General features: G+C 73.1%; 22 protein-coding genes and 2 pseudogenes. 6 read left to right on the plus strand and 18 right to left on the minus strand.

The genetic code is table 11. The features are described 5' to 3' along the window. Window positions 1-162 precede the first annotated feature (162 nt). Together QQK26_RS07770 and QQK26_RS07775 are read right to left on the minus strand one after the other, a co-directional pair. Window positions 163-900: a ThuA domain-containing protein gene (locus tag QQK26_RS07770; protein WP_284234495.1), complete on the minus strand. Its 738-nt coding sequence runs from the start codon at window positions 898-900 to the stop codon at window positions 163-165. A 2-nt stretch (window positions 901-902) separates the two neighbouring features. Then, window positions 903-1,997: a Gfo/Idh/MocA family protein gene (locus QQK26_RS07775; protein WP_284231692.1), complete on the minus strand. Its 1,095-nt coding sequence runs from the start codon at window positions 1,995-1,997 to the stop codon at window positions 903-905. Between the two features lie 284 nt (window positions 1,998-2,281). Here QQK26_RS07775 and QQK26_RS07780 point away from each other — a divergent pair, with 284 nt between their 5' ends. Then, the gene (locus QQK26_RS07780) at window positions 2,282-2,896 is read left to right on the plus strand and encodes a nucleoside deaminase (RefSeq protein WP_284231693.1); all 615 of its coding nucleotides are present in this window, start codon (window positions 2,282-2,284) and stop codon (window positions 2,894-2,896) included. Window positions 2,897-3,103: 207 nt separating this feature from the next. Here QQK26_RS07780 and rsmI read toward each other — a convergent pair whose 3' ends face one another. After that, a complete protein-coding gene (gene rsmI, locus QQK26_RS07785) occupies window positions 3,104-3,922 on the minus strand; it encodes a 16S rRNA (cytidine(1402)-2'-O)-methyltransferase (protein ID WP_284231694.1) in 819 nt (272 codons plus the stop codon). Between the two features lie 291 nt (window positions 3,923-4,213). After that, window positions 4,214-4,984, minus strand: coding sequence for an SDR family NAD(P)-dependent oxidoreductase (locus QQK26_RS07790; RefSeq protein WP_284231695.1), 771 nt, complete (start codon window positions 4,982-4,984; stop codon window positions 4,214-4,216). 629 nt (window positions 4,985-5,613) lie between these two features. Between QQK26_RS07790 and QQK26_RS07795 the strand changes: the two are divergent. Beyond that, window positions 5,614-6,603, plus strand: a pseudogene (locus QQK26_RS07795) (phospholipid carrier-dependent glycosyltransferase); the annotation flags it as partial. Here QQK26_RS07795 and QQK26_RS07800 read toward each other — a convergent pair. Both QQK26_RS07800 and QQK26_RS07805 read right to left on the minus strand, forming a co-directional pair. Continuing rightward, a complete protein-coding gene (locus tag QQK26_RS07800) occupies window positions 6,507-6,713 on the minus strand; it encodes a hypothetical protein (RefSeq protein ID WP_284231696.1) in 207 nt (68 codons plus the stop codon). The pseudogene QQK26_RS07795 and the gene QQK26_RS07800 sit on opposite strands and share 97 nt — an antisense overlap. A gap of 361 nt (window positions 6,714-7,074) precedes the next feature. Further along, window positions 7,075-8,295, minus strand: coding sequence for a DUF418 domain-containing protein (locus QQK26_RS07805; RefSeq protein WP_284231697.1), 1,221 nt, complete (start codon window positions 8,293-8,295; stop codon window positions 7,075-7,077). Window positions 8,296-8,376: 81 nt separating this feature from the next. Here QQK26_RS07805 and QQK26_RS07810 point away from each other — a divergent pair, with 81 nt between their 5' ends. Continuing rightward, a complete protein-coding gene (locus QQK26_RS07810; RefSeq protein WP_284231698.1) occupies window positions 8,377-9,669 on the plus strand; it encodes an O-acetylhomoserine aminocarboxypropyltransferase/cysteine synthase family protein in 1,293 nt (430 codons plus the stop codon). Then, on the plus strand, window positions 9,669-10,235 hold the full coding sequence (locus tag QQK26_RS07815) for a CoA-binding protein (protein ID WP_284231699.1): 567 nt from the start codon (window positions 9,669-9,671) through the stop codon (window positions 10,233-10,235). Before QQK26_RS07810 ends, QQK26_RS07815 begins: the two co-directional genes overlap by 1 nt. Before the next feature lie 60 nt (window positions 10,236-10,295). Here the strand turns inward: QQK26_RS07815 and QQK26_RS07820 are convergent, their stop codons facing one another. From QQK26_RS07820 to QQK26_RS07840, 5 genes are all read right to left on the minus strand, one after another. Next, window positions 10,296-11,828: a tripartite tricarboxylate transporter permease gene (locus QQK26_RS07820; protein WP_284231700.1), complete on the minus strand. Its 1,533-nt coding sequence runs from the start codon at window positions 11,826-11,828 to the stop codon at window positions 10,296-10,298. Beyond that, entirely contained in the window at window positions 11,816-12,496 is a 681-nt protein-coding gene (locus QQK26_RS07825) for a tripartite tricarboxylate transporter TctB family protein (protein ID WP_284231701.1), read from the minus strand. Before QQK26_RS07825 ends, QQK26_RS07820 begins: the two co-directional genes overlap by 13 nt. Further along, on the minus strand, window positions 12,493-13,473 hold the full coding sequence (locus tag QQK26_RS07830; RefSeq protein ID WP_284231702.1) for a Bug family tripartite tricarboxylate transporter substrate binding protein: 981 nt from the start codon (window positions 13,471-13,473) through the stop codon (window positions 12,493-12,495). Before QQK26_RS07830 ends, QQK26_RS07825 begins: the two co-directional genes overlap by 4 nt. Before the next feature lie 159 nt (window positions 13,474-13,632). Further along, window positions 13,633-14,454: an aldo/keto reductase gene (locus QQK26_RS07835; RefSeq protein WP_284234497.1), complete on the minus strand. Its 822-nt coding sequence runs from the start codon at window positions 14,452-14,454 to the stop codon at window positions 13,633-13,635. Between the two features lie 136 nt (window positions 14,455-14,590). Further along, window positions 14,591-15,883: a GNAT family N-acetyltransferase gene (locus QQK26_RS07840; protein WP_284231703.1), complete on the minus strand. Its 1,293-nt coding sequence runs from the start codon at window positions 15,881-15,883 to the stop codon at window positions 14,591-14,593. 188 nt (window positions 15,884-16,071) lie between these two features. Between QQK26_RS07840 and QQK26_RS07845 the strand changes: the two genes are divergently transcribed. Next, on the plus strand, window positions 16,072-16,518 hold the full coding sequence (locus tag QQK26_RS07845) for a DoxX family protein (RefSeq protein ID WP_284231704.1): 447 nt from the start codon (window positions 16,072-16,074) through the stop codon (window positions 16,516-16,518). A 59-nt stretch (window positions 16,519-16,577) separates the two neighbouring features. Continuing rightward, window positions 16,578-17,420 (plus strand): NAD-dependent epimerase/dehydratase family protein, encoded by an 843-nt coding sequence (locus QQK26_RS07850; protein ID WP_284231705.1) that lies wholly within the window; start codon window positions 16,578-16,580, stop codon window positions 17,418-17,420. Between the two features lie 62 nt (window positions 17,421-17,482). Here QQK26_RS07850 and QQK26_RS07855 read toward each other — a convergent pair. The 7 genes and pseudogenes from QQK26_RS07855 to QQK26_RS07890 form a co-directional block, all read right to left on the minus strand. Beyond that, window positions 17,483-18,900: pseudogene (locus QQK26_RS07855) on the minus strand (SPFH domain-containing protein). A gap of 100 nt (window positions 18,901-19,000) precedes the next feature. Next, on the minus strand, window positions 19,001-19,951 hold the full coding sequence (locus QQK26_RS07865; RefSeq protein ID WP_284231708.1) for a sugar kinase: 951 nt from the start codon (window positions 19,949-19,951) through the stop codon (window positions 19,001-19,003). Continuing rightward, window positions 19,948-20,595, minus strand: coding sequence for a bifunctional 4-hydroxy-2-oxoglutarate aldolase/2-dehydro-3-deoxy-phosphogluconate aldolase (locus QQK26_RS07870; RefSeq protein ID WP_284231709.1), 648 nt, complete (start codon window positions 20,593-20,595; stop codon window positions 19,948-19,950). Before QQK26_RS07870 ends, QQK26_RS07865 begins: the two co-directional genes overlap by 4 nt. Continuing rightward, complete coding sequence (gene manD, locus QQK26_RS07875) at window positions 20,585-21,826, minus strand: D-mannonate dehydratase ManD (protein WP_284231710.1); 1,242 nt, start codon at window positions 21,824-21,826, stop codon at window positions 20,585-20,587. Before manD ends, QQK26_RS07870 begins: the two co-directional genes overlap by 11 nt. 75 nt (window positions 21,827-21,901) lie before the next feature. Beyond that, window positions 21,902-23,290 carry an MFS transporter gene (locus QQK26_RS07880; RefSeq protein WP_284231711.1) on the minus strand — a complete coding sequence of 463 codons (1,389 nt, stop codon included), beginning with the start codon at window positions 23,288-23,290 and terminating at the stop codon, window positions 21,902-21,904. A 49-nt stretch (window positions 23,291-23,339) separates the two neighbouring features. Continuing rightward, the gene (locus tag QQK26_RS07885; protein WP_284231712.1) at window positions 23,340-24,344 is read right to left on the minus strand and encodes a zinc-binding dehydrogenase; all 1,005 of its coding nucleotides are present in this window, start codon (window positions 24,342-24,344) and stop codon (window positions 23,340-23,342) included. Continuing rightward, window positions 24,341-25,825, minus strand: a complete 1,485-nt coding sequence (locus tag QQK26_RS07890; protein ID WP_284231713.1) for a mannitol dehydrogenase family protein — start codon at window positions 25,823-25,825, stop codon at window positions 24,341-24,343. Before QQK26_RS07890 ends, QQK26_RS07885 begins: the two co-directional genes overlap by 4 nt. Window positions 25,826-25,960: the final 135 nt, after the last annotated feature.

Here is a 25,960-nt window from a genome sequence, read left to right on the forward strand (position 1 = left end):
GGGGGCACCGGGTTCGTCGGACGGCACCTGGCCGAGCGCCTCGGACCGGAGGATGCGGTCGTCGTCTCGCGGCGCACCGGCACCGCGGTCGACGACGTCGCGGCGCCGCCGCCGCGCGGCGGGTCCACGCTCGCCGACCTCCGACTCGGGCGGCGCTGAGCCTCAGCGTCCGGCGTCCTCCTCCAGCCAGCCGCGCTGCAGTGCGACGACCTCGGGCAGCGCCCGGCCGTTGACCGGCGCGACCCAGCGGGCCCCGTTGGCGAGCACGCGGCGCACCTCGGGCTGGTGGTAGACGGGGTACTCCTGGTCGCCCGGCGAGAAGTAGAAGATGCGCCCGCGACCGCGCGTGAAGGTGACGCCGGAACGGAACACCTCGCCGCCTGCGAAGGTCGACAGGAAGATGACGTCGTCGGGCTTCGGGATGTCGAAGTACTCCGAGTAGACCTCCTGCGCGGGGATCGTGAAGCGCGGCGGCACGTCCGCGGCGATGGGATGGCCGGGGTCGACCGTCCACACCCGCTCCTGATCGCCGTCGTTGCGCCAGCCCAGCGAGCAGGTGGTGCCGAGCAGGCGGATGAACGGCTTCGCGAAGTGCCCGGAGTGCAGCACCACGAGGCCCATGCCCGCCTGCACCGAGCGCTGCACGCGGTCGACGACCTCGTCCGAGACCTCGTCGTGCGCGATGTGGCCCCACCAGAGCAGCACGTCCGTGTCGTCGAGGCGCTCCTGCGACAGGCCGTGCTCGGGGTCGGCCAGCGTGGCGGTCTCGACCCGTGCATCCGGCAGCAGCTCGCGCAGGCCGTCGGCGATCGCCGTGTGGATGCCGTGCGGGTAGTGGCCGAGCACCGTGGCGTCGCCGCGGGTCTCGTGCACGTTCTCGTTCCAGACCAGGATGCGCAGGCTCACAGCGCGATCTCCTTGCCCTCGGCGGCGGAGCGGTAGCAGGCGTCGATGATGCGGGCCCGGGTGAGCGCGTGGCTGCCGTCGTGCCGCGCCCACCGCTGCGGGTCGCGCACGGTCGCCACGAACTCCTCGACGACGGCCTCGTGGCCGCGACCGGCGACCGCGGGCGGCGAGTAGTCGGAGCCCTCGCCCTCGCGGAACACCCGGATCTCGCCGACGGGGGTCTCGGTGGCGCCGCGGATGACCAGCTCGGCACCGCCCTCCGTGCCGAAGACCGCGAAATCGATGAGGTCGACCGGGTCGCGGTAGGCGGCCCAGGACGACTCGACGACGAGGGTGCCCCCGCCCTCGAGGCGCAGGAACGCCGAGACGAGGTCCTCCACCTCGAAGGGCGAGGTGAGCTCGTCGACGGGCACGCCGACCGCACCGCCGAGGCCGCGCGGGCCGAGCTCCGAATGGGTGGCCGCGCTCACGGCGATCACCTCCGGCTCGCCGAGCAGGTGCAGCGCGTAGTCGAGCACGTGCACGCCCAGGTCGGCCATGGGGCCGCCGCCCGACATCTCGTGGTTCGTGAACCAGCTGCCGAGCCGCGGGATGCCGCTGCGCCGCATCCAACTGGCCTTCGCGTGGTAGGCCCGGCCGATCTCGCCGGCGTCGATCACCTGCTTGAGCGCCTGCACGTCGCCGCGGCGGCGGTGGTTGAAGGCCACGTCGAGCACGCGACCGGCCTCGCGGGCGGCGGCGACCATCCGACCGCCCTCCTCCGCGTTGCGGGCGATCGGCTTCTCGCTGAGCACGTGCAGGCCGCGCTCGAGGGCGGCGATCGCGATGGGCGCGTGCAGGAAGGTGGGCACGGCGACGCTGACGGCGTCGAGCTCGTCGAGCGCGACGAGGTCCTCCCAGTCGGCGAGGACCAGCGGCACCTCGAACTCCTGACCGAGGGCGAGGCCGAGCTCGGCCTCCTTGCCGGCGATCGCGACGACCTCCACGCCCGGCATGCCGCTGTACGCGGCGAGATGCTGCTGCCCCGCCCAGCCGAGGCCGACCACCCCCACCCGCAGCGGCTGTTCGGTATCGATCGCGGTGATGGTCATCGGGGCCCCTTCGCTCGGCGGGCGCGGGAGAGCGCACGCGCACGCGGCGACCCTATCGAACGGGGGTGGGGCGCCCCTCCATCCGACGGGATCCGGCGCTCGACCGCCCGGCGCGCGCTCGTCGCAGGGCGGAAACGCGGCTGAAACAGGCCCCCCGTAGCGTGCGGTGCAGCGGATGCGCGCACCGGCGGGAGTCCGCCCGGATCGCCCCGTCCGGACGGCTGGACAGCGCCGGCCGCTCGCCGCATCCGCTCGTTCCATCCGCTCCGACCGTCAGGACCCCCATGCGCACCGCCGACCTCGCCCACCAGTTCACGATCGCCCTGCCCGCGTGGATCGACGAGGAGCTCGCCGAGGTTCCCGAGGCGCTGCCGGACCGCGACGAGCGGATGCGGCTGGTCAACCGGCTGGCGGCCCGCAACTTCCGCGAGGGCAACGGCGGCCCGTTCGCCGCCATCGTGGTCGAGACGGAGACGGGGCGGATCGTCTCGGTCGGCGTCAACGTGGTGCTCGGCACCGGCATCTCCTCCGGCCACGCCGAGGTCACCGCGCTCGGCCTCGCGCAGGCGCGGCTCGACAGCTGGGACCTCGGCGCCGAAGGGCTGCCGGAGCACGAGCTCGTCGTCAACTGGCGGCCCTGCGTGCAGTGCTACGGCGCCACGATGTGGTCCGGCGTGCGCACCCTGGTGATCGCCGGCTCGGGCCCCGAGCTCGAGGAGATCAGCACCTTCGACGAGGGCCCGATGCACGAGCAGTGGCACGCGCAGTTCGAGGAGCGCGGCATCGCGGTGGTCACCGACGTGCTGCGCGACGAGGCGATCGAGGTCTTCCGCGCGTACCGCGAGGCCGTCGACGCGGATGCGGTGGTCGTCTACAACGCGCGCGGCGCCGCGAGCTGACCCGCCCGGCGCTGCTGCGCCCCGCGGCTGCGCTCCCCCGGCCCTGCGCTCCCTCGGCCTGCGCTCCCCCGGCCGAACCCTCGGCCCGCCCCGGTGCCGAATGCAGCGGGTTCCGCCACCGGCCCCGGAGTCACGCGGGCCAGGCCCGGCGTTGCGCGACGATCCACTGCATTCGGCATCGGGGGGCGGGCCGGAGGGCGTGGGGGCTCAGCTGCGGGCGTCGAGCACGGCCTGGTAGAGCTCGCGCTTCGACAGGCCGGTCGCGTCCGCGATCTCGGCGGCGGCGTCCTTCGTGCGGGCGCCGCCGGCGATGAGGCTCAGGGCCCGGCGCACGCCCTCCGCCAGGTCGGCGACCGCGGGCTGCGCGCCCTCGACGACGACGCAGATCTCGCCGCGCACGCCGCCCTCGGCCCAGGCGGCGAGCTCCGACGCGGTGCCGCGGCGCACCTCCTCGTGCAGCTTGGTCAGCTCGCGGCACACGGCGACGCGGCGCTCGGCGCCCATCGTCAGCGCGAGGTCGGCGAGCGACTCGGCGAGGCGGTGCGGCGATTCGAAGAAGACGAGCGTGCGCTGCTCGGCGGCGAGCGCCTCGAGCGCGCTGCGGCGCTCCCCCTGCTTGCGTGGCAGGAAGCCCTCGAAGCAGAAGCGGTCGGTCGGGAGTCCGCTCAGGGCCAACGCGGTGAGCACGGCGCTCGGGCCGGGCAGGGCGGTCACCGTGATCCCGGCCGCGGCGGCCGCAGCCACGAGCGGGAAGCCGGGGTCGCTGATCGCGGGCATGCCCGCATCCGTGAGCACCAGCAGATCGCGCTCGCGGGCGAGCTCGACGAGCTCGTCCGCCTTCGCGTCCTCGTTGTGCTCGTGCAACGCGATCAGGCGCGGGCGCGACTCGACGCCGAGCGCGCGCAGCAGCTGGATCGTCGTGCGGGTGTCCTCCGCCGCGATGACCTCGGCGTTCTGCAGCGCCTCGACGAGGCGCCGGCTCGCGTCGCCGAGGTTGCCGATCGGGGTCGCGGCGAGGATGATCACCGCCCCATCCTCCCATCCGCTCGTCCGGGGCGCCGCCGGACGCATCCGCTGGTCCGGGGCGCCGCCCCGCCGACGTGCTTCGGCGGAACGACGGAGATCCTCCTGACCCGAAATCCCGAATGACGGAAATCCTTCGGCACGCGGTGCCCCGATCCCCGAGACCTCGGCATTCTCATCGGTGACTCCGTCATTCGGGCTCGCCGCCGGCTGAAGGGCCCCGCAGATCTCCGTCGTTCGGCGACGCGCTCATGTGCGAGCGGATGCGGACGGGCGCCGGATGCGAGCGGCCGCTCAGTGCATGTGCAGGCCGCCGTCGATGGAGATCGACGCGCCGTTGACGTAGCCGGCGTGCTCGGAGACGAGGAAGGACACGATCGCCCCGATCTCGTGGGGCGCGCCGACGCGCCCGACGGGCACGCGGGCCGACATGCCGTCCTTGCGCTCGTCGCTGAGCGTGCCGCCCATGATGTCGGTGTCGAACGGGCCGGGCAGCAGCACGTTGCAGGTGATCCCGTGCGGGCCCAGCTCGCGGGCGCCGCCGCGGGTGAGGCCCTGCACCGCGGCCTTCGCCGCCGCGTAGCCGGCCTTCGAGAAGGTGCCGCCGCCGTCGAGGGCCGTCACGGACGAGGTGTTGACGATCCGTCCGCCGAGACCGTGGGCGATCATCCGCTCGCCCGCAGCCTGCATCATGAGCAGCGTGCCCTTGGCGTTGACCGCCATGACCTCGTCGAAGAGCTCGCCGGTGATCTCGAAGAACGACGCGGGGCTGGGGATGCCGGCGAGGTTGACCTCGGCGAGCACGGGCGGCAGCGCGGCGTCGACCTCGGCGAAGGCCGCATCGACGGCGGCCTTGTCGGTGATGTCGACGACGGCGCCGAGCGTCTTCGCGCCGGTCTCGGCGGCGAGCTCGGCGGCGAAGTCGACGACGCCGGGCTGCACGTCGAAGAGGGCCAGGCTCCAGCCCTCGGCGGCCAGGGCGCGGGCGACGTGGCGGCCCATGCCGCGCTCGCCGCCGGCTCCGGTGACGACGGCGGTGCGCTCGCTCGGGAAGGTGGTGCTCATTGTGGGGTGGTCCTCTCGTCGTCGAGTGCCGGCTCTCCGGCCGCGCGGTGCCACGGTCGGCCGCAGCAGTCATCCTATAGGAAATATGGAGCTCGGATGAAGACGAGCGGATGCGGGCACCGGGCAGCTCCGCACGGTCGGCCGAACCCCGCGCATCCGCTCGCCGGGCCCAACCCGAACAGCTCCCGTACCATCGACCCGTGACCGCCGCGCCGCCGCTCGGGCTCGCCCCGACCGCGCCCGCCACCCTGCTCGACCGCCTGCGTGCCGACCCGCGCCGCCGTCGCGTGCTGCGCTGGGCGGCCCCCGCCGCCGTGCTGCTGCTCGCCGCCGTCGCCCGGCTCTGGAACCTCGGCGAGCCGCACGCGCTCGTCTTCGACGAGACCTTCTACGTCAAGGACGCCTGGACCCTGCTGCACCTCGGCTACGAGGGCGAATGGCCGGACGGGGCGAACGACGCCTTCGAAGCGGGCGACGTCGACGGCTACTCGACGGATCCCAGCTACGTGGCGCATCCGCCGCTCGGCAAGTGGTTCATCGCGCTCGGTCTCGCCGCCTTCGGTGCCGAGTACCCGGTCGGCTGGCGCATCGGCACGGCGGTCGCCGGGGTGCTGCTCGTCGCGCTCACGATGATCGTGGCGAAGCTGCTCTGGCGCAGCACCGTGCTCGCCTGCGTCGCCGGCCTCGTGCTCGCTGTGGACGGCGGTGCCATCGTGCTGTCGCGGGTCGGCCTGCTCGACGTCTTCCTGGCGCTGCTCGGGCTGCTCGGCGCCGCCTTCGCACTGCTCGACCGCCGCTGGGCCCGGCACCGCCTCGAGCGCTGGCTGGCACGCCGCGACGGACGCAGCACCGACTGGGGCCCGTCCTTCTGGTGGCGCCCCTGGCTGCTGGCCGCCGGCCTCGCCTTCGGCCTCGCGAGCGGCGTCAAGTGGTCCGGGCTCTACCTGCTGGCCGTGTTCGCCGTCTACTCGCTCGTCAGCGACATGCTCGACCGCCGCCGGGCCGGCGTGCACTTCTGGTTCACCGGCACGGTCGCCGGCCAGGGCGTGCCGAGCTTCCTGCTCACCGTGCCGCCGGCGCTGGTCGCCTACCTCGCGACGTGGAGCGGATGGCTCGCCACGAGCGGCGGCTACTTCCGAGGCTGGGCGGCCGAGCCGGGGAACGCCTGGACCGGAGCCCTGTCGTGGGTTCCGCTGCCGCTGCAGAGCCTCTGGCACTACCAGGACAGCGTGTACCGCTTCCACGTGGGCCTCGCGGCCGAGCACGCCTACGCCTCCCCCGCGTGGCAGTGGCCGCTGCTGCTGCGCCCGACGAGCATGTACTACGAGGCGGACGGGAGCACCGGCGCGCTCATCACCTCGCTGCCAAACCCGCTGCTGTGGTGGGGCGGTTTCGCGGCGATGGGCTGGCTGGTCTATCGGCTGATCCGCACCCGCGACTGGACGCTCGGCCTGCCGCTCGTCGGGCTCGCCGCCGCGTGGCTGCCCTGGCTGCTCTACCCCGAGCGCACCATGTTCCAGTTCTACGGCATCGCCTTCCAGCCGTACCTGGCCCTGGCGCTCGCGGCCGCTGTGGGCGCGATGCTGGCGACGCCTTCCCATCCGACCTGGCGACGCCAGACGGGCGAGCGGATCGTGGTGGTGCTGCTGATCGCGGCCGTCGCGATCAGCGCGTTCTTCACCCCCTGTGGACCGGCATCGAGGTGCCGATCACCTTCCTGCGCATGCACTACTGGCTGCCCGGCTGGATCTGACGGGGACCGCTCCGACCGATCCAGCAGCGCCGACTCCGGCATACGCGGATCCGGCAGGAACGCGATCCGTCCGATCCGGTCCGACGGTCCTCTGCCCGAGCCGCCTCCCTCCGATCCGGTCCGACGGTCCTCGGCCCGAGCCGCCTCCCTCCGATCCGGTCCGACGGTCCTCCGCCCGAGCCGCCTCCCTCCGATCCCGAATGACGGAACTCCGCCGCGGGATCGACTGTCGGCTCGCAGGCCGGCTGGCTCCCCGACCAGGACGCCGTCATTCGGGACCGGGACGACGAGCGGATGCACGGCGCGGGTCGGGTACGGGTGCGTACGCCAGCCCAGGTCAGCTGCGGTCGCGCGGCCCGTACGTCAGCCGACGCAGCAGGCGCTCGGCCGGCCCGGGGACGCCGCGGCGCTCGAGCAGCACCGCACCGAGCAGGGTGAGCGCCCAGACCGCGACGGCGACGAGGTCGGCGACCGCGGTGCCGACCGTCGCGCCGAGCCCGCCCGCGTAGGGCGCGAAGACGAGCACGAAGAGCAGCGACTGCGCGAGGTAGCCGCTCAGCGAGCGGCGGCCGAGCGCGGCGAGCGCATCGGCGACAGGGCCGCGGCGCACCGCATCCGCTCCCCCGCGGGCCAGCACCAGCCCGATCAGCGCGAGCACGCCGACGGCGCCGACGAGGCCGGTCACACCGTGCAGGGTCGCGGCGCCGAGCTCGGCGAAGGGGTTCAGCGAGGTCGCGCCACCGAGGTCGAGCGCCACCGGCAGCGCGCCGAGCAGCGAGACGCCGATGCCGACGACCGCGGCGAGGCGCAGCTGCGGACGGAACCGCCACGGCTCGTCCAGCACGCGCTTGCGCGCCAGCAGGGAGCCGAGCAGGGCGGGGCCGAGCAGCGCCGGGCCCAGGAACGGGAACGAGAGCTGCGCGAGCACCCACTCGCCGGCGCGCGCCAGCACGGCCCAGCCGAAGGCGTCGGCGCCGGCGGAGAGCAGCGGGTCGCCGACGCTGCCGGCCCCGAACGACGCGGTGAGGCCCATGAGCCCGTCCATCGCGGCGAACGGCACGTAGAGCGCGACGCCGACCCACATGAGCACCTTCACGAGCTGGTCGCTCGCCCGCACCAGCAGCACGAGCACCAGGCCGAGCAGCGCGTAGGTGCCCAGGATGTCGCCCGAGAACAGCAGCACGCCGTGCACCGCGCCGAAGCCGAGCAGCCAGAGGTTGCGGCGCACCAGCACGCCGCGCGCCTGCGGCCAGGGCGTGCCGAGCCGCTGCTGGCGCAGCACGAGCTGCGTCACGCCGTAGCCGAAGAGCAACGCGAACAGCGGCATGCTCCGGTTGTCGGCGAGCATCGCCACGAGCACGTCGGCGACGCGGTCGATCGGCGTCGGGTCCTCGGGCCGCATGAGCACGCCGCGCTCGCGGCCGTACAGGTGGAAGGCGACGTTCGCGAGCGCGATGCCCAGCAGCATGAGACCGCGGGCGACGTCCGGTCCGAGCGAGCGCTCGCTGCCCGGGGTGGCGGATGAGCGGATGGGCGGGGTCGGGATCGGCGCCGTCATGCCCGCGACGCTAGCAGCGCCGCCGGTAACGCGGCGTCGCAGCGGACGATCGCCCGCCCCTGCTCGGGTACCGTTCACTGCATGGCAGACCGCGAATACGGCTTCAAGACCAGGGCGATCCACGCCGGCAACATCCCGGATGCGGTGAGCGGCTCCCGCGCCCTGCCCATCTACCAGTCGAGCGCCTTCGTCTTCGACGACACCGCGGATGCGGCGGCCCGCTTCGCGCTGCAGAAGTACGGCAACATCTACAGCCGCCTCGCCAACCCGACGGTGGCGAGCTTCGAGGAGCGCGTCGCCTCGCTGGAGGGCGGCCTCGGCGCCGTGGCGACCGCATCCGGTCTCGGCGCGCAGTTCATCACCTTCGTGGCCCTCGCCGGCGCCGGCGACCACATCGTCGCCTCCGCGAACCTCTACGGCGGGTCGATCACGCAGCTGGACGTCACGCTGCGCCGGCTCGGCATCGAGACGACCTTCGTGCGCTCCTCCGACCCCGTCGACTACGCCGCGGCGATCACCGACCGCACCAGGGCGGTGTTCGCCGAGACGATCGCGAACCCGTCCGGTGAGATCGCCGACATCGAGGGCCTCGCCGACGTCGCGCACGCGGCCGGCGTGCCGCTCATCATCGACTCGACGATCGCGACGCCCTACCTCAACCGTCCGATCGAGTGGGGCGCCGACATCGTCACGCACTCGGCCACCAAGTTCCTGGGCGGCCACGGCACCACCCTCGGCGGCGTCGTCGTCGAGAGCGGGCGCTTCCACTGGGCCAGCGACCGCTTCCCGCTCTTCGACACCGAGGTGCCGAGCTACGGCGGCCTCAACTGGCACGGCAACTTCGGCGAGTACGCGTTCCTCACCCGGCTGCGCGCCGAGCAGCTGCGCGACATCGGCCCGGCCCTCGCCCCGCACTCCGCATGGCTGCTGGCGCAGGGCGTCGAGACCCTGCCGTACCGCATCCAGGCGCACGTCGACAACGCGCGCAAGGTCGCCGAGTGGCTCGACGCGGACGACCGCATCGAAGCCGTCTACTGGCCCGGCCTCGAGAACCACCCCCACCACGAGCGCGCGCTCAAGTACCTGCCCAAGGGCCCGGGCTCGGTCTTCAGCTTCGTCGTCAAGGGCGGCCGCGCGGTGGGCCAGCAGTTCATCGAGTCGGTCGAGCTCGCCAGCCACCTGGCCAACATCGGCGACGCCAAGACGCTGGTCATCCACCCCGCCTCGACCACCCACGCCCAGCTCACCGAGCAGCAGCTCGTCGACGCGGGCGTGCTGCCCGGCGTGGTCCGCATCAGCGTCGGCATCGAGGACGCGGACGACATCATCTACGATCTCGATCAGGCCCTCGCCCAGGCCGTGAAGGAGTCCTGATGAGCACCACGGAGACCGTCACCCTCGCGAACGGGCTCACCTGCGGGATCCCCTCCGATTCCCCGCTGGCGAAGCTGCTCAAGTCGCAGCGCACCTGGGTGGGCCCGGGTGCGAAGGACCGCCTCGGCATCCTGCGCGCCGCGAAGAGCATCGCGATCGTCGGCGCGTCGCCGAAGCCCGAGCGCGCCAGCTACTTCGTCGGCACGTACCTGCTGCAGTCGACCGACTACACCGTCTACTTCGTCAACCCGAACGCCGACGAGATCCTCGGCCAGCCGGTCTACAGGTCGCTCGCCGACCTGCCCGAGGTGCCGGACATCGTGGACGTGTTCCGCAAGGCCAGCGACATCCCCTCCGTCATCGACGAGGTCGTCGCCATCGGCGCGAAGACGATCTGGGTGCAGCTCGGCATCTGGAACCAAGAGGCGGCGATCTCCGGCGAGCAGCAGGGCCTGACGGTGGTCATGGACCGCTGCATCAAGGTCGAGCACGCCCGCTTCCACGGCGGCCTGCACCTCATGGGCTTCGACACGGGCCACATCAGTTCGCGCAAGCTCGCGCGCTGAGCGACGACGAGGGCCCGGGAGCTGCCGCGCGGCGCACGGGCCCTCGCTCGTGCACGCGGCTCAGCGGGCCCCGACGCGCTGCCGCGCATCGCGTCGCGCGTGCCGCAGGTGCTGCACGGCGCTGATCGCGACGGCGGCCGCCATGACGGCGTAGAGCACCACCGTGATCGGCGAGCCGACGAGCACCGAGGGGTCGCCCTCCGAGACCGCGAGGGCCCGGCGCAGCTCCGTCTCGGCGAGCGGGCCGAGGATCGCGGCGATGAGCACGGGTGCGAGCGGGATCTCGAAGCGACGCATGACCACCCCGATGACGCCGATCGCGAGCAGCAGCCACAGGTCGAGCGTGGACGACGCGATCGCGTAGACGCCGAGCATGGCCACCACGGTGATGCCCGCGTAGAGGTAGTGACGGGGGATGACGAGCAGCTTGGCCCAGACCGCCGCGAACGGCAGGTTCAGCACGAGCAGGATCACCAGCCCCAGGAACAGGCTGGCGATGAGCGGCCAGACGAGGTCGGCGCTGCGCTCGAAGAGCAGCGGCCCCGGCTGCATGCCGTACTGCTGGAACGCGGCGAGCATCATGGCCGCGGTCGCCGAGGTCGGCAGCCCGAGGGCGAGCAGCGCCCCCATCGCCGTGCCGGCCGTCGCGTTGCCCGCCGCCTCGGGACCGGCGACGCCCTGGATCGCGCCTCGGGTTCCGAAGTCGGGGTCGCGACGGCGCTGCGCGAGCCGCTTCTCCGTGCCGTACGCGAGGAAGGTGGGCACCTCCGATCCGCCCACGGGGATCACGCCGAACGGCAGACCGAACGAGGTGCCGCGCAGGAAGGCCGGCAGCGCCTTGCGCCACTCGGCGCCGCGCAAGAAGGGCGAGCCCCCGCCGATCGCGAGGGTGCCCGTCCGCGAGCGCTCCCGGCGGATGCGGGAGCCGACGTACAGCACCTCGCCGATCGCGAGCAGCCCGAGCGTCACCACGATGATCGAGATGCCATCGAAGAGCGCGGGCGCCCCCATGGTGAAGCGCTGGGCGCCGCTCGCCTGGTCGATGCCGACGAGCGTGATCAGGAGCCCCAGGCCGAGCGCGGTGAGCCCGCGCACCACGGATTCCGCGACCACGGACGAGATCGCCACGAAGGCGAAGGCCGCGAGCGCGAAGTACTCGGCGGGGCCGAACAGCGAGGCCACGGTGGCGAGGTAGGGCGCGAGGAAGACGACCGCGGTGGTGGCGATGGTGCCGCCGATGAAGGCACCGATGGCGCTCGTGCCGAGGGCCTTCGCCGCGCGGCCGTCGCGCGCCATCCGGTGCCCTTCGAAGGTCGTCGCGATCGCCGAGGAGTTGCCGGGGGTGTTCAGCAGGATGCCCGCGGTGGAGTCGCCGAACAACCCGCCGAAGTAGATGCTCGCGAACATGATGAACGCGCCGGTCGGGTCGAGGGCGAACGTGACCGGCAGCAGCAGCGCCACCGCCATGGCCGAGCCGAGGCCGGGCAGCACCCCGACCGCGGTTCCGAGCACGGCGCCGATCAGCAGCCAGAGCAGGTTGATCGGCTCGAGCGCGACGCTGAATCCGCCGAGCAGGCTGGTCAGCTGATCCATGCGAAGACCCCCTCGAAGATGCCCGAGGGCAGCGACAGACCGAGCCCCGCCGAGAAGGCGAGCTGCACAGTGCCGGCGACGAGGGCGGATACGCCGATGTCGAAGAGCGGACGGCGGCTGCCGAAGATGCGGCAGACGGTCCAGAACAGGGCCGCCGAGCTCAGCAGCCATCCGACCGGCTCGAGCACCAGCACGAACCCGGCCAGCGCGCCGACGAGCAGCAGCAGGTTGCGCCAGTCGAGCCCCGGCCGCTCCACGATCGCCGCATCGGCGGCCCGGGCGGCGGCCGCTGCACGGGCGCGCGGATGCTCCGGGTCGACGACGCCGATCTCGCTCGTGGCGTCGAGCCGACCCAGGTCCTCGAGCAGGTCGGCGGAGAGCTCGCCGGGACGGGAGTCCTCCGGGAGCTCGCGCGGATTGCGGACCACCGAGATCGCGTAGGCGACCGCGAGCACGCCCAGCAGCAGCGCGACGATGGTCGGGAAGAAGCGCGGCCCGGGCGCCGCGGTGTTCGGCGGCACCTCCATGGCCGCGGTGCCGATACCGAGGCCGACGGCGAGGATCAGCACCGCCACGGGCACGACCAGTTCGACGCGGCGGCGGAGCCATCGGCTGCGATCCGTGCCCTGGGTGCTCCCGGTTCCCCGCTCGTGCTCGGTGGCGGTCACAGGCCCAGCTCCTCGATGATCGTCTCGATGCGGGTGCTCTCCGCCTCGAGGAAGGCGCCGAACTCGTCCCCCACGAGCATCGAGTCGGTCCAGTTGTTGCGGTCGAGGGTCGCGCGCCAGGCGTCGGAGGCCTGCATCTCCTCGACGATCGCGATGAGCTCGGCCCGCGTCTCGTCGCTGATGTCCGGCGGCGCCACGAGGCCGCGCCAGTTCGACATCGCCACGTCGACGCCCGCCTCGCGGAAGGTCGGGATGCCGAGGCCCTCCTGCGGCTCCTCCGCCGAGACGGCCAGTGCGCGGATGTTGCCGACCTCGATCTGGTCGCGGAACTCGTTGAGCCCCGAGATGCCCGCCGCGGCCGAGTTGGAGAGCATGGAGGAGACCACCTCGCCGCCACCCGGGTAGGCGATGTAGTTCACGTCGCGCGGATCGATCCCCACCTCCGCGCCGGCGAGCCCCGCCACCAGATGGTCGATGCCGCCCAGCGAACCGCCGGCGATGGCCGTGCCCCCGGGGTCCTCCTGCCAGGCCGCGACGAAGTCGTCGAGGGTCTCGTACGGGGAGTCGGCGGGCACCACGAGCACCGCGTAGTCGTCGGCGATGCGGGCGATCGGCGTCGTGTGCTCGAGCGTCTCGCCCGAGGTCGCCATCGCGACGCCGCCGATCATCACGGTGCCGGTGACGAGCATGATGTCGTGCCGGTCGCCCATCTGGGCGACCTGGCCGAGCCCGATCGTGCCGGCCGCGCCCGGCACGTTGACGACCTGCACGGTGCTCGAGGCGCCCTCGTCGCGGATCACCTGCTGCGCCTCACGCGCGAAGGCGTCCCAGCCGCCGCCGGGGGCCGCCGGGGCGACGAGCGTGAGCGCGGTGCGGGGCGTGGCGCCGGCACCCCCTCCGCTCGCATCCACGGCCGCCAGGCCGAAGACGGCGGCGCTCGCTGCCGAGAACAGGATGAGCGGTATGCGTCGTCGCATGCACGTCCTTCACGTCGGGGCGACATCGTCGTGGCCGCCGGGGTGCTGCCACCACCTTGCCACAGCCGGAACCGATGGTGTGACCCGAACGAGGGAGGGCCCGGGAGCATCGCTCCCGGGCCCTCGTCGTCGCGCTGCGCGGACTCGTTGATCTCGGCGTCAGTTGATCTCGTCAGGGTGCCCGCCGACGCGGCGGTTCTGATCGGCCGAGCGGATGGCGTCCATCTCCTCCGCCGACAGCTCGAAGTCGAAGACGTCGGCGTTCTGCGCCATCCGCTCCTTGGAGTTCGACTTCGGGAAGACGATGAGGCCCTCCTGCAGGTGCCAGCGGATCGCGATCTGCTGCACGCTCTTGCCGTGCGCATCCGCGATCGCCTGGAAGCCGGTCAGCTCGCCGAGGTCGTACTTGCCCTGGCCGAGGGGGCCCCAGCTCTCGACGTGGATGCCCTTCGGCGCGAGGTAGCCGCGCAGCTCGCGCTGCTGGAACGCTGGGTGCAGCTCGATCTGGTTGACGGCCGGCGCGATGCCGCCCTCGGCGAGGATCGCGTCGAGGTGCTTCGTCTGGAAGTTGGAGACGCCGACGCTGCGCGCGCGGCCGCTCTCGGCGATGGCCTGCAGGCCCTTCCAGGCGTCGACGTAGGTGCCGCGCTCGGCGACGGGCCAGTGGATCAGGTAGAGGTCGACGTGCTCGAGGCCGAGCTCGTCGAGGCTGCGCTGGAAGGCGCCCTCGGGGTCGCCCTGGTCGTCGTTCCAGAGCTTGGTGGTGACGAAGAGCTCGTCGCGGGCGATGCCGCTCTCGGCGATGGCGCGGCCGACGCCGGCCTCGTTGCCGTAGATCTTCGCGGTGTCGAGGTGCCGGTAGCCGACCTCGAGCGCATCCGCGACGATGCGCTGCGTCTCGACGGGGTCGACCTGGAAGACGCCGAAGCCGAGCTGCGGGATCTCGTGACCGGAGTTGAGCTGGATGGTGGGGCTGGGAATCGCAGTCATGCCGACAGCCTGCCACCCGCGCACCGGATGCGCCCGGCATGTCCGCTGGGTGCGAACAGGACGCCGGCTGGAACGGCGCGGCACGTCACGAGCGGATGCGGGCTGCGCGCGTGCGCTCCCCCGCCGCTCAGAAGTGCGACTGGAAGTAGGCGCCGCCCGGCACCGCGAACAGCCCGTCCGCCAGTGCGACGGCACCGGGCTCGAGTTCGTCGATGCGGCCCGCGGCGGCCAGCGTGGTCGCCGCGTTGCCGAAGAGCAGCGAGCCCAGATCGCTGACGTCGAGCTCGAGCTGCGCGCCGCCCTCCACCCGCTCGGCGTCGACGCCGTCCGCGTGCGGACGAACGGCGAACACGCCCTCGGCGTGCCCGAGCACGTCGCGCACCCGCAGGCGCAGCTCGAGTCCGGCCGCGCGGGCCAGCGGTCCGTACCCGCGCGAACGCAGCACGGCGACGGGGTCGAGCACGCGCGCCCAGAGGTCGTCGTAGACCTCGGTCGTGCGCACGACCCGCTGGTCGACGAGGGCGAACTGCAGCGGCCCGTTCAGCGGCGCGGCCTCCAGGCTCGCGGTCGCCGCCAGATCGATCGCGGCGAGGTGCTGCCACAGGCCGAGGTAGGCGTCGTCGCTGCCGGCGACCAGCTCGTGCACCTCGAGCTCGCGCGCCTCGAACTCGCCCTTGGCGGTGTACGCGACGTAGCCGTCGATCGCGCCGGCGTCGTCGAGGTGCACGGCGGCACGCACGCCGCGGGCGCGGGTCTCGCCGTCCGACTCGACGAAGTAGCGCGACCACCCGGCCCGCCGGGTCACCGAGCCGATCGTGCGCGCGTGGAAGCGCTCGAAGAGCGCGCCGATGCGGGGCTCGAGCCACGCGCCGTCGACGGACTCGACGCGCCCCGCGGGCTGCCGGTGCAGGGCGAAGCGCGGGCCAGTGTCCACCGTCACGGAGCGGCTGCGCACGGCGGTGCCGAAGCCGAAGCGCTGGTAGATGGAGCCCTCGGTGACGGTCAGCAGCGCGAGCGGGGCGCCGGCGTCGACCGCGTCCTGCAGCTCCGCCTCCATCATCGCCCGCAGGATGCCGCGACGGCGGTGGGCCGGCCGCACGGTCACCGAGGTGATCATGCGCGTCGGGACGAGCTCGGGGCCGCCGAGGTTGACGGAGCCCTCGGTGCGCACGAAGGTCGCCACCGGGCGGCCGAGACCATCGACGCCCTCGCGTCCCTCGACGGGGTGCACGGCGCGCAGCACGGCGCCCTCCTCGACGAGCCACGCCGCTCGCCGACGCGATGCGGCGGCCGTCGGCGCCTCGGCGTTGAAGCCCTGGGCGACGGTCTGCATCCAGGCCTCGGTGCGCTCGTCGGGCGCGCCGTCCTGCTGCAGGCCGGCGGGGAAGGTCTCGTGGACGTAGGCGGGGGTGGTGCTCACAGGATCACGGTACCGGCGAGCGGATGCGCGGTCACCGAGTGCCTCGCCCGGCGAAGCACCTGCGACGACCTTATGAGGTGCCTGGGAGCGGATGCGACGACCCCCGTCCGCGGGGCACGATACTGGAGCGTTCAAGCAGATAGCCGGCATTCGTCGGACACCCCACTCCTTACGGAAGGCGCTCCCCCATGCCCAACCTCCCCGCATCCGCCGGCCTCCTCGTGCTCCGCGTCGCCGTCGGCGTCATCGCCATCGCCCACGGCTGGCAGAAGATCTGGACGAACGGCATCGAGGGCACCACGCAGGGCTTCGCCGGGATGGGCGTGCCCCTGCCGCAGCTCGCCGCACCGCTCGTGGCCTGGACCGAGGTCGTCGGCGGCGCGCTGCTCATCGTCGGCCTCGCCGCACGTCTCGCCGGAGCGGCGATCGGCGTGGCCATGCTCGTCGCCATGCTGCTCGTGCACCTGCCCGGCGGGTTCTTCGCCGCCGAGGGCGGCATCGAGTTCACGCTGCTGCTGACCGCCGCCTCCTTCGCGATCGCGCTGACCGGCAGCGGCGCGCTCTCGGTCGACGCGCTGTTCTCGCGAGCCCGCGTGGCGCGCCGGGACCGGCGGCTCGAGGCGTCGCCTGCCTGATCCCCGTGCGCGACGTCCTCGTGCTTCGCAGCGGCCGCCCCGGATGCTTGACTGGGCGCATGAGGATCGCAGTGACGGGATCGACGGGCAAGCTGGGCACGGTCGTGGCGCGGGAGCTCCGCGCCGCAGGCCACGAGGTGATCGGCCTCGACGTGCAGGGACGGCGCGGGCCGGGCTTCGTGCAGGTGGAGCTGACCGACTACGGGCAGGTGATCGACGCGCTCGGCGGTGTCGGGGACCAGCATGACGGCCTCGACGCCGTCGTCCACCTGGCGGCGATCCCGGCACCGGGCATCCGCTCGGACGTCGCGACCTTCCAGAACAACATCGCCGCCACCTTCAACGTGCTGTGGGCCGCGACCCGCCTCGGCATCGACCGGATCGTCACGGCCTCGAGCGAGACGCTGCAGGGGCTGCCGCTCGAGACGCCGCCGCCCTACATCCCCGTCGACGAGGACTACCCGGCGCGGCCCGAGTCCACGTACTCGCTCTCGAAGCACCTCGAGGAGCATCTGGCGATCGAGCTGGTGCGCTGGAACCCCGGGCTGTCGCTCACGGCGCTGCGCTTCTCGAACGTCATGAACCCCGAGGACTACGCCGAGTTCCCCTCGTTCGACGCCGACGCGAGCGTGCGGCGCTGGAACCTGTGGGGCTACATCGACGCGCGCGACGGAGCACAGGCCGTGCAGCTGGCCCTCGAGGCGGGCCGTCCCGGCTTCGAGCGCTACCTCATCGCCGCCGCCGACACCGTGATGAGCCGACCGAACGCCGAGCTCGTGGCCGAGCAGTTCCCGGAGGTGCCCGTGCGAGGCGACCTCGGAGTGAACGACACGCTGCTCTCCATCGAGAAGGCCCGCCGCGAGCTCGGCTACGAGCCCCGGCACAGCTGGCGGGACGTCTGACGGGCTCCGCATCCCGCCCGTGCGCAGCGCCGGGGCGGGATGCGGAACCCGTCGGGTGACGGCTACTCGGTCGCCGGCGCCTGCTTCGGAGCGGATGCGGGCGCATCCCGCTGGGCGGGCGGGGCCGGCGGGGCCCAGTTCGCCTTCACCGCGCCGCCGATGCCCTCGCCGACCGCGCGGCCCTGGATGATCGCGCCCAGGTCGATGCCGGTCGCGGCCTTGACGGCCTCGAAGGTCGAGCGCATGCCCGTGGCGGACTCGGACGCAAGGTGGCTGCTGGCCCCCTCCCCGCCGAGCACCGTGACGTTGCCGACCTTGTCGTAGCCTTTCGCGAACTCGGCCATCATCGGCACGAGCGCCTCGAGGGCGCGCTGGGCGAGCAGCGCCTCCTGGTTCTTCGCGAGCGCGTCCGCCTCGGCGCTGATCGCCGCGGCGCGGGCCTCACCGGCGAGGCGCACGGCCTCGGCGTCGGCCTCGGCCTTGAGGCGCACGGCCTGCGCCTCCTGCTCGGCTATCTGGGCCCTCGCCTGAGCCGCCTTGACCTGCGCGTACGCCTGCGCGTCCGCATCCTTCTGGCTCTTGTAGAGGTTCGCGTCGGCCACGCGGCTGACCTCGGACTCGAGGCGGGCCTGCGTGTTCTGCGCCTCCTGCTCGAGCACCGCCTGCTGCCGCTCGGCGCGGGCCAGCGCCTCCGCCTGCTCGGCCTCGGCGTTCGCGCGGCCGACCTCGGCCTTGGCCGCGGCGCTGTTCTTGTCGAGCTGGGTCTGCTCGATGAGGTTCGCCTCGTCCGTGGCGATCTGGCGGGCGCGGATCTCGCGGTCGGCGTTGATCTTGGCGACCTCGGCCTCGCGCTTGACGCGCTCGACCTCGGTGGCGCCGAGCGCGGAGATGTAGTTGTTCTGGTCGGTGATGCCCTGGATCTGGAACGAGTCGAGGATGAGGCCCTGCGACGAGAGGTCGTTCTTGATGCCCTCGGCGATCTGGTCGCTCAGGCGCTGGCGGTCGCGCATGAGCTCCTCGACCGTCAGGGTCGCGACGACGCCGCGGAGCGCGCCCTCGAGCTGTTCGGTCGTGAACTGCTCGATCGCCTTGTCCTGCGAGGCGAAGCGCTCGGCGGCGCGGCGCACCGACTCCGGGTCGGAGCCGATCTTCACGAGCGCGACGCCGCTGACGTTCACCGTGACGCCGGTCGACGACTGCGCGGTCGGCTCCATCTTGATCTGGCGGGCGCGCAGCGAGATCATCTCGGCGCGCTGCGTCAGGGGTTCACGATCGCGCCGCCGCCGGTGATGACGGTAATGCGCGAGGAGTCGCCCTGCGCGTTCTTCTGGCTCTTGCCGACGATGACCAGCGCCTCGTCGGCCTTGGCCACGCGGTACCAGGCCCGGATGAGGACGATGACGATGATGAGCGCGATGACGGCCGCGCCGATGGCGAAGATCACGGCGATGCCGATGCCTCCCGCTGCGAGCAGATCCATGCAGTTCCCCCTTGGTTCGGCAGCGCCGGCGGATGGACCGGGCCGGCGCGTGGTGTCCGTCCAACCTATCGGCTGGTGGCACCCGTACGGGGTGCGGCTTTCAGCGCGAGACCGGGTCGCGCCCCGCCTCGAGGAAGCGTTGCACCTGGCGCAGGGTCGGCGCCGACTCCCAGTCGCCCGGCACGGTGCAGAGCAGCGCACCGCAGGCGTTGCCGCGGCGCAGGCGCTCCTCGACGGGCTGCCCCTCGAGCTGGGCGCTGAGGTAGCCGGCGACGAACGCGTCGCCGGCGCCGACCGTGTCGACGACCGCGACGCGGAAGCCGTCGTGCCGGGCGAGTCGGCCGTCCACGATCGCGAGCGCGCCGCGCTCCCCCAGCTTCGCCACCACGGAACGGCCGCGGCTCGCCAGCGACGCCGCGACCTCCGCCGCGTCGTCGCCGGTGCCGCCGACCAGCCGCAGCTCTTCCTCGCCGCCGATGAGCACATCCGCTCGCTCGGCGAGCTCGCGCAGCACCGGCCCCGCCGCATCCGCCGCGCCCAGTGCGGTGCGGTGGTTGACGTCGAAGCTCACGGGCACGCCGGCCGCGCGGGCGCGGTCGACGGCCGCGTGCGCGACCGCCAGGCAGGAGGCGGAGAGCAGCGGTGTGATGCCGGTGAGGTGCAGCAGCGCCGCGCCGTCGAGGACGTCGGCGGGCAGGTCGTCGGCGTCGAGGCGCGAGCCCGCGGAGCCGGTGCGGTAGTAGTGCACGGAGGTGGCGTCGCCGCTCGGGCGCTCCTTGAGCATGAGGCCGGTGCGGGCTCCTCCATCGACGATCACCCGCGCGTCGACGCCCTCGGCGCGGAGTTCGCGAGCGACCCGCACGCCGAGGCTGTCGTCGCCGACCCGACCGACCCAGGTCGCCTCGACGCCGAGGCGGCGCAGGCCGATGGCCACGTTGCTCTCCGAGCCGCCGACCCCGATCGACAGGGCGCCGAGGTGGGCGAGCGAGCCGACCGCATCCGCTCGCAGCAGCGCCATCGTCTCGCCGAGGGTGACGACGCGTGCGCTCATCGCGGCACCGCGTCGCAGCGCTCGACGAAGGCCCGGGTGCGCCGGCCGAGCTCGCCGAGGTCGCCACCGGCGAAGGCGTCGCCGAGCAGCGGCCCGCCCACGCTGACGGCCGCGGCGCCGGCGCGCAGCCACGCCTCGGCGCCGTCGAGGTCGATGCCGCCGGAGGGCACGACCTGCATGCCGGGGAACGGCCCGCGCAGGTCCTTGACGTACCCGGGGCTCACCTGGCTGGCGGGGAACACCTTGACCGCGGCCGCGCCGCGCGACCAGGAGGCGAAGAGCTCGGTGGGCGTCAGGCCGCCCGGCACGATGGCGGTGCCGGATGCGACGGCCGACTCGACGAGGCCCGAGTCCGTCACCGGCGTGACCAGGTAGGCGGCCCCGCCGTCGACCGCGCGCCGCAGCGCATCCGGTCGCAGGACGGTGCCGACGCCGACGTCGACGCCCTCGTAGCGCTCGACGAGCGCGGGCAGCGCCTCCAGCGTGCCCGGCGTCGTGAGGGTCAGCTCGATGCTGCGGATGCCGTGCTCGACGAGCACGTCGAGCACGGGCGCGTAGGCCTCCGCGCTCGGCGCTCGCACCACGACGAGCAGGCGCGCCTCGGCGGTGCGGGCGGGGACGGGGATGCGGTGCTCACCAGTCATGGACGGTCCCGTCGATCAGGCGGTTCACGGGCAGGTACGCGGCGGTGTAGTCGAAGCGCGCCGCGGCCTCCTCGTCGAGCTCGACGCCGAGCCCCGGCGCGTCGCCGGGGTGCAGGAAGCCGCGCTCGAAGCGGTAGGAGGTGCGGAACACGTCGAGGGTGTCGTCGTTGTGCGGCATGTACTCCTGGATGCCGAAGTTGTGGATCGCGAGACCGAGGTGCATCGCGGCGGCCATGCCGACCGGCGAGATGTCGGTCGGCCCGTGCATGCCCGAGCGGATGCCGTAGATCGCCGCGAAGTCGAGCAGCTTGCGGGTGGCCGTGATGCCGCCGGTGTGGGTGACCGCCGAGCGCACGTAGTCGATGAGGCGCTCCGTGATGAGCGTCTGGTAGTCGTGCACCGAGTTGAAGATCTCGCCGATCGCGAGCGGCGTGGTCGAGTGCTGGCGCACCGTGCGCAGGGCGGTCTGGTCCTCCGCCGGGGTGACGTCCTCGAGCCAGAACAGGCCGTAGGGCTCGAGCGACTTCGCCAACCGGGCCGCCTCGATCGGCGACATGCGGTGGTGCGCGTCGTGCAGCAGCCGCAGACCGGTGCCGAACTCGCCCCGGAGCTCCTCGAACACGCCGGGCACGTGCGCCAGGTAGGCGGGCGTGTCCCAGATCTCCTCCGAGGGCCGCACGGCGCCGCTGCCGTCGGCGGCGCGCTTCGCCGGCTCGTAGTTGTACTTCGTGCCGGGGGTGTTCGACGAGACGCCGTAGATCTGGCCGAGGCCGGGCACGCCGGTCTGCACCCGCACCGCGGTGAACCCCTCCTCCACCAGGCCCGTGACGGTGTCCTTGAGCGCCGCGATGTCGGTGCCGGAGGCGTGGTAGTAGGTGCGCAGGCTGTCGCGGCTCGCGCCGCCGAGCAGCTGGTAGAGCGGCACGCCGGCCCGCTTGGCCTTGATGTCCCACAACGCCATGTCGACCGCGGCGATGGCGCTCATGGTCACCGGCCCGCGCCGCCAGTAGGCGCCGCGGTAGAGGTACTGCCAGGTGTCCTCGATGCGCTCCTCGTCGCGCCCGACGAGCATGGGCGCGAGGTGGTCGCGCAGGTAGGAGGCCACCGAGAGCTCGCGGCCGTTGAGGGTGGCGTCGCCCCAGCCGACGATGCCGTCGCTCGTGACGATCTTGAGGGTGACGAAGTTGCGGCCGGGGCTGGTGACGTTGACGCTGATCTGCTCGATGCTCATGGTTGCTCCTGGATGGGGTGGGGCCGGGCTCCTCGTCGAGGAGGAGCCCGGCGGATGCTCGATCCGCTCAGCCGGTCACATGGCGTCGCGCGGGTCGGTCAGGTCGCGGCCGGCGACCTCGGGCATCCACAGCGCCGCGATGAGCGCGCAGACGGTGAAGACGCCGAGCATGATGACGATCGGGATGAACGAGCCGGTGACCGCCGCCACCCAGGCGGCTGCGACCACGGGGCCGATGCCGGTGGCGATGATCGCCGCGATCTCGCGCGCCATCGCCGTGTAGGTGTAGCGGTTCCGCGAGCCGAAGATCTCCGGCAGCGTCAGGTTCTCCAGCGAGGCCAGGGTCATGACGGCGAGGTTGTGGATGATGATGTACCCGGCGAAGACCAGCGGGGTGTCGCCGGTCGAGATCATGAGGATCGACGGGTAGATCGCGATCAGCGCGACGACCGTCCAGACGATGTACATCGTGCGCCGGCCGAAGCGGTCGCCGAGCAGGCCCGACAGCGGCACCGTGATGAACGCGACGAGCGACGAGACGATGACGACGTTGGCGCCGATCGAGCGGTCGAGCAGCAGCACGACCGTGAGGTACGAGATCAGGTAGGTCTGGATCATGCCGGAGTTGCCGGCCTGGCCGAAGCGCAGCAGCAGGGCCACGACGAACGCCTTGATCGGCTTGCGGTTCAGCGCGTCGAGCGTGCGCTGATCGCCCTGCTCGGTCGCCCGGATGACGATCTGCTCCTTGGTGAGCGCGGCGCCGTCGACGACGTCGTCGCGCTCCTCGAAGACCGGGCTCTCCTTGAGGTTGGCCCGCACCCAGACCGCGAAGAGCATGATGACGGCGCTGGCGAGGAACGGGATGCGCCATGCCCAGTCGATGACCTCCTGCTCGCTGAAGGTCACCAGCAGCACCGCCCAGATCGCGGAGGCGAGCAGGGTGCCGCAGTTAGTGCCGAGCGCGACGAGCGAGGCGATGATGCCGCGGCGGCGCGCCGGAGCGTACTCGGCCAGCATCACGCCGGCGCCGGAGATCTCCGCGCCGGCACCGAAGCCCTGGGCGAGGCGCAGGATGACCAGCAGGATGGGCGCGAGCACGCCGACCTGCGCGTAGGTGGGCAGCACGCCGATGAGGGTCGTGGCGGCGCCCATGAGCAGGATCGTGTAGAACAGCACCTTCTTGCGGCCGGTGCGGTCGCCGAGCCGGGCGAAGAAAAACGCGCCGACTGGACGGGCGACGTAGCCGACGCCGTAGGTCGCCATCGAGGCGACCACCGCGACGGCGGGGTTCTCGCTCGAGAAGAACAGGTCGGCGAAGACGAGCGCCGCGGCCAGCGAGTAGAGCTGGTAGTCCATGAACTCGAGCGCCGTGCCGAGCCAGCCGGAGATCGCGGCGCGCACGAGATCGCGCATCGAGCGCTTGGTGGTCGGATCCGGCTGCGCGGCCCGTGCCGATGCGGTCATGGGGGACTCCTTCGTCAGGTGATGCAGTGCGGGGTGGCGTGGGGTGGGGTCAGAGTTCGAGCAGGACCTTGCCGGAGACGGATGCGTCGCGCGCGGTCGCGAAGGCCGCCGCGGCGTCCTGCGCCGGCAGGGTGTGGGTGATGACCGCGTCGAGCGCGGGCGTCTCGGCGAGCATGGCGACGGCGTCGTCGATCTCGTCGGAGAACCGGAAGGCGCCGCGCAGCTGCAGCTCCTTCGCGAGCATGGGCGCGAGGTTCACGGGGACGGCCTCGTTCGGCAGCATGCCGACCTGCACGATGACCCCGGTGCGCGCCGCCGAACGCACCGCCTGGGTCAGCGCCGGGGCGGCGCCCGAGCACTCGAGCACGATGTCGAAGGCCGTGTCGGCCACGGCGTCCTCGCCGACGACGAGCAGCTCGTCCGCTCCCTGCGTGCGAGCCCGGTCGAGCGCCTCGCGGCGCAGGTCGGCGACGGCGATCGCGCCGGCGCCGGCTCGGCGCAGCGCGGCCACGACGAGCAGGCCGATCGGCCCCGCGCCCAGCACGAGCACGCGGCGACCCGCGACGTCGCCGGCCAGCGACACCGCGTGCAGGGCGACGGCGAGCGGCTCGGCGAGCGCGGCCCGCGGCAGCGGCAGCGACTCGGGCAGCACGCGCACCATGGCGCGCTCGACGATCACCTGCTCCGCCGCCGCACCCTGACGGTGCGGGTCGGCGGCGGCGCTGCCGAGGTAGTCGCCACCGGGTCGGAGGTGCGGATGCGCCTCCAGCCCCGCGACGGACGGCCCGAAGCGCGCGGGATGCACCGTCACCGGCGTGCCCGCGGCGAGCTCGCCCGAGGGATCGAGGTCGACGACCGCCGAGAGCTCGTGCCCGGGGGTGAGCGGCTCGCGGATCGTGTACTCGCCGTTGGCGCCGTGGAAGTAGTAGTGCAGGTCGGAGCCGCAGATGCCGACGTAGCGCACGCGCAGGCGCACCTCGCCGTCGCGCGGCTCGGGCAGGGGTCGGTCCTCCCAGCGGATGTCCTCCGCCGCGTGGATGGCGAGCTGCTTCAACGTGCCTCCTCCGCGCTCGCTCGGAGCGCCTCCTCCGCTGCTGCGCGCGCCCCGTGGCGCGCGATGATCTCGACGAGCTCGGCGACGCGCTCCCGGAAGGGAGCGCGAGCCGCGAGCGATGCCGGCAGCACACCGGCGTCGAGCGCGGCGAGCGCGTGCTCCCGGGCGGTGACCGCGCCCCGGGTCGCCGCCGCGAGCTGCTCGCGCGCCGGCTCGACCATCTCGGCGGCGACGGGGCCGGGTTCGAGGCCCGCGGGCGGGGCGACGCAGGCGATCCAGGCCGCGGTGGTGAGGGCGAGCAGGTGCGGCGTGCGCCCTGCGTCGAGGGTCTGCGCGGCCGGCTCGGGCACGCGCTGGAGCAGCTTGGTCGACCCGCCCGAGCCCACGCGTGCGGTGAGGTCGCGCAGCGGGGCGTTCGACCAGCGGGCGATGAGGGAGGCGACGTAGTCCTCGACGTCGAGGCCCTCGGGCAGGGTGATCGTGGGCAGGTAGTCGCGTCGGATGAGCTCGAGCACGGCATCGCGCACCCACGGCTGGGCGAACGACTCGACGATCGTCGGCGCACCGGAGAGCCCGCCGAGGTAGGCGATGAGCGAGTGCGATCCGTTGAGCAGCCGCAGCTTCACGAGCTCGTAGGCCTCGACCTCGTCGCTCATGGTCGCGCCCGCGGCGTGCCAGGCGGGGCGACCGGCCGCGAAGCGGTCCTCCAGCACCCACATCGAGAAGGCCTCGGCGGGCACCGGCGCGGCGTCGTGCACGCCGAGCAGGCGCTCGACGTCGGCGACCGTCTGCGGCGTCGTCGCGGGCACGATGCGGTCGACCATCGCGTTCGGGAAGGCGACGTGGCGGGCGACGTAGCGCAGCGCATCCGCATCCGCTCCGCTCGCCTGCAGGAAGTCGGTGACCGCGCGCTCCGTGGTGCGGCCGGAGGACTGCAGGTTGTCGCAGGAGAGCACGGTGATGGGCGCGCCGGACGCCGAGCGCTCCACGAGGCCGCGCGCGATGAGCCCGATCGCCGTGCGCGGCTCGTGCGGCGCGGCGAGGTCGGCGCGGATGCCCGGGTCGTCGAGGTCGAGGCCGCCGCCGACCGCCAGGCTGTAGCCGACCTCGGAGACGGTGAGGCTGAGGATGCGGTGCTCCGGCCGGGTGAGCGAGCGGATGAACGCCCGCGGCTCCTGCGCCAGCACCCCCGTCGCGCGGTGCACGTCGACGACCCCCGCGCTCGTGCCCTCCTGCGAGAGCTGCAGCACGGCGTAGCGGTGGTCCTGCGCCTGCAGCGCCTCGACGACGCGCGCCGACCGGTTGGCGAAGCCGTGGATGCCCCACTCGCCCTGCTCGACCGCGAGGGCTCGCGCGGTGTGCACCGCGAGGTGGGCGCGGTGGAAGCTGCCCAGGCCGAGGTGGACGATGCCGGTGCCGTCGGGCGCCGATGCGCCGATGAGGGTGCCTGCCGGGGTGGTCCCGGCGGTGAGTCGCTCCATTGCCGCTCCTGATCGGGTGCGCGGTCCGCGCGCCGTCGTCGCTGTTCGACACCGTGTCATCACGGTTGCGTTCCGCATCGCGCAACGCTAGTGTCGCTATGCGGACCACGGTAGCACGGCGCTGCCGCCGATGCC

It is taken from the genome of Arenivirga flava (genome assembly GCF_030161575.1).
Lineage (GTDB): Bacteria > Actinomycetota > Actinomycetes > Actinomycetales > Microbacteriaceae > Arenivirga > Arenivirga flava.

Excerpts from the sequence above, each read along its gene's own strand:
- QQK26_RS07850 (WP_284231705.1), top strand. The coding sequence starts at position 16,578 with ATGAGGATCGCAGTGACGGGATCGACGGGCAAGCTGGGCACGGTCGTG.
- QQK26_RS07880 (WP_284231711.1), bottom strand. The coding sequence starts at position 23,290 with ATGACCGCATCGGCACGGGCCGCGCAGCCGGATCCGACCACCAAGCGC.
- QQK26_RS07780 (WP_284231693.1), top strand. The coding sequence starts at position 2,282 with ATGCGCACCGCCGACCTCGCCCACCAGTTCACGATCGCCCTGCCCGCG.
- QQK26_RS07865 (WP_284231708.1), bottom strand. The coding sequence starts at position 19,951 with ATGAGCGCACGCGTCGTCACCCTCGGCGAGACGATGGCGCTGCTGCGA.
- QQK26_RS07890 (WP_284231713.1), bottom strand. The coding sequence starts at position 25,825 with ATGGAGCGACTCACCGCCGGGACCACCCCGGCAGGCACCCTCATCGGC.
- manD (WP_284231710.1), bottom strand. The coding sequence starts at position 21,826 with ATGAGCATCGAGCAGATCAGCGTCAACGTCACCAGCCCCGGCCGCAAC.
- QQK26_RS07805 (WP_284231697.1), bottom strand. The coding sequence starts at position 8,295 with ATGACGGCGCCGATCCCGACCCCGCCCATCCGCTCATCCGCCACCCCG.
- QQK26_RS07820 (WP_284231700.1), bottom strand. The coding sequence starts at position 11,828 with ATGGATCAGCTGACCAGCCTGCTCGGCGGATTCAGCGTCGCGCTCGAG.
- QQK26_RS07810 (WP_284231698.1), top strand. The coding sequence starts at position 8,377 with ATGGCAGACCGCGAATACGGCTTCAAGACCAGGGCGATCCACGCCGGC.
- QQK26_RS07870 (WP_284231709.1), bottom strand. The coding sequence starts at position 20,595 with ATGACTGGTGAGCACCGCATCCCCGTCCCCGCCCGCACCGCCGAGGCG.
- QQK26_RS07830 (WP_284231702.1), bottom strand. The coding sequence starts at position 13,473 with ATGCGACGACGCATACCGCTCATCCTGTTCTCGGCAGCGAGCGCCGCC.
- QQK26_RS07845 (WP_284231704.1), top strand. The coding sequence starts at position 16,072 with ATGCCCAACCTCCCCGCATCCGCCGGCCTCCTCGTGCTCCGCGTCGCC.
- QQK26_RS07775 (WP_284231692.1), bottom strand. The coding sequence starts at position 1,997 with ATGACCATCACCGCGATCGATACCGAACAGCCGCTGCGGGTGGGGGTG.
- QQK26_RS07815 (WP_284231699.1), top strand. The coding sequence starts at position 9,669 with ATGAGCACCACGGAGACCGTCACCCTCGCGAACGGGCTCACCTGCGGG.
- QQK26_RS07790 (WP_284231695.1), bottom strand. The coding sequence starts at position 4,984 with ATGAGCACCACCTTCCCGAGCGAGCGCACCGCCGTCGTCACCGGAGCC.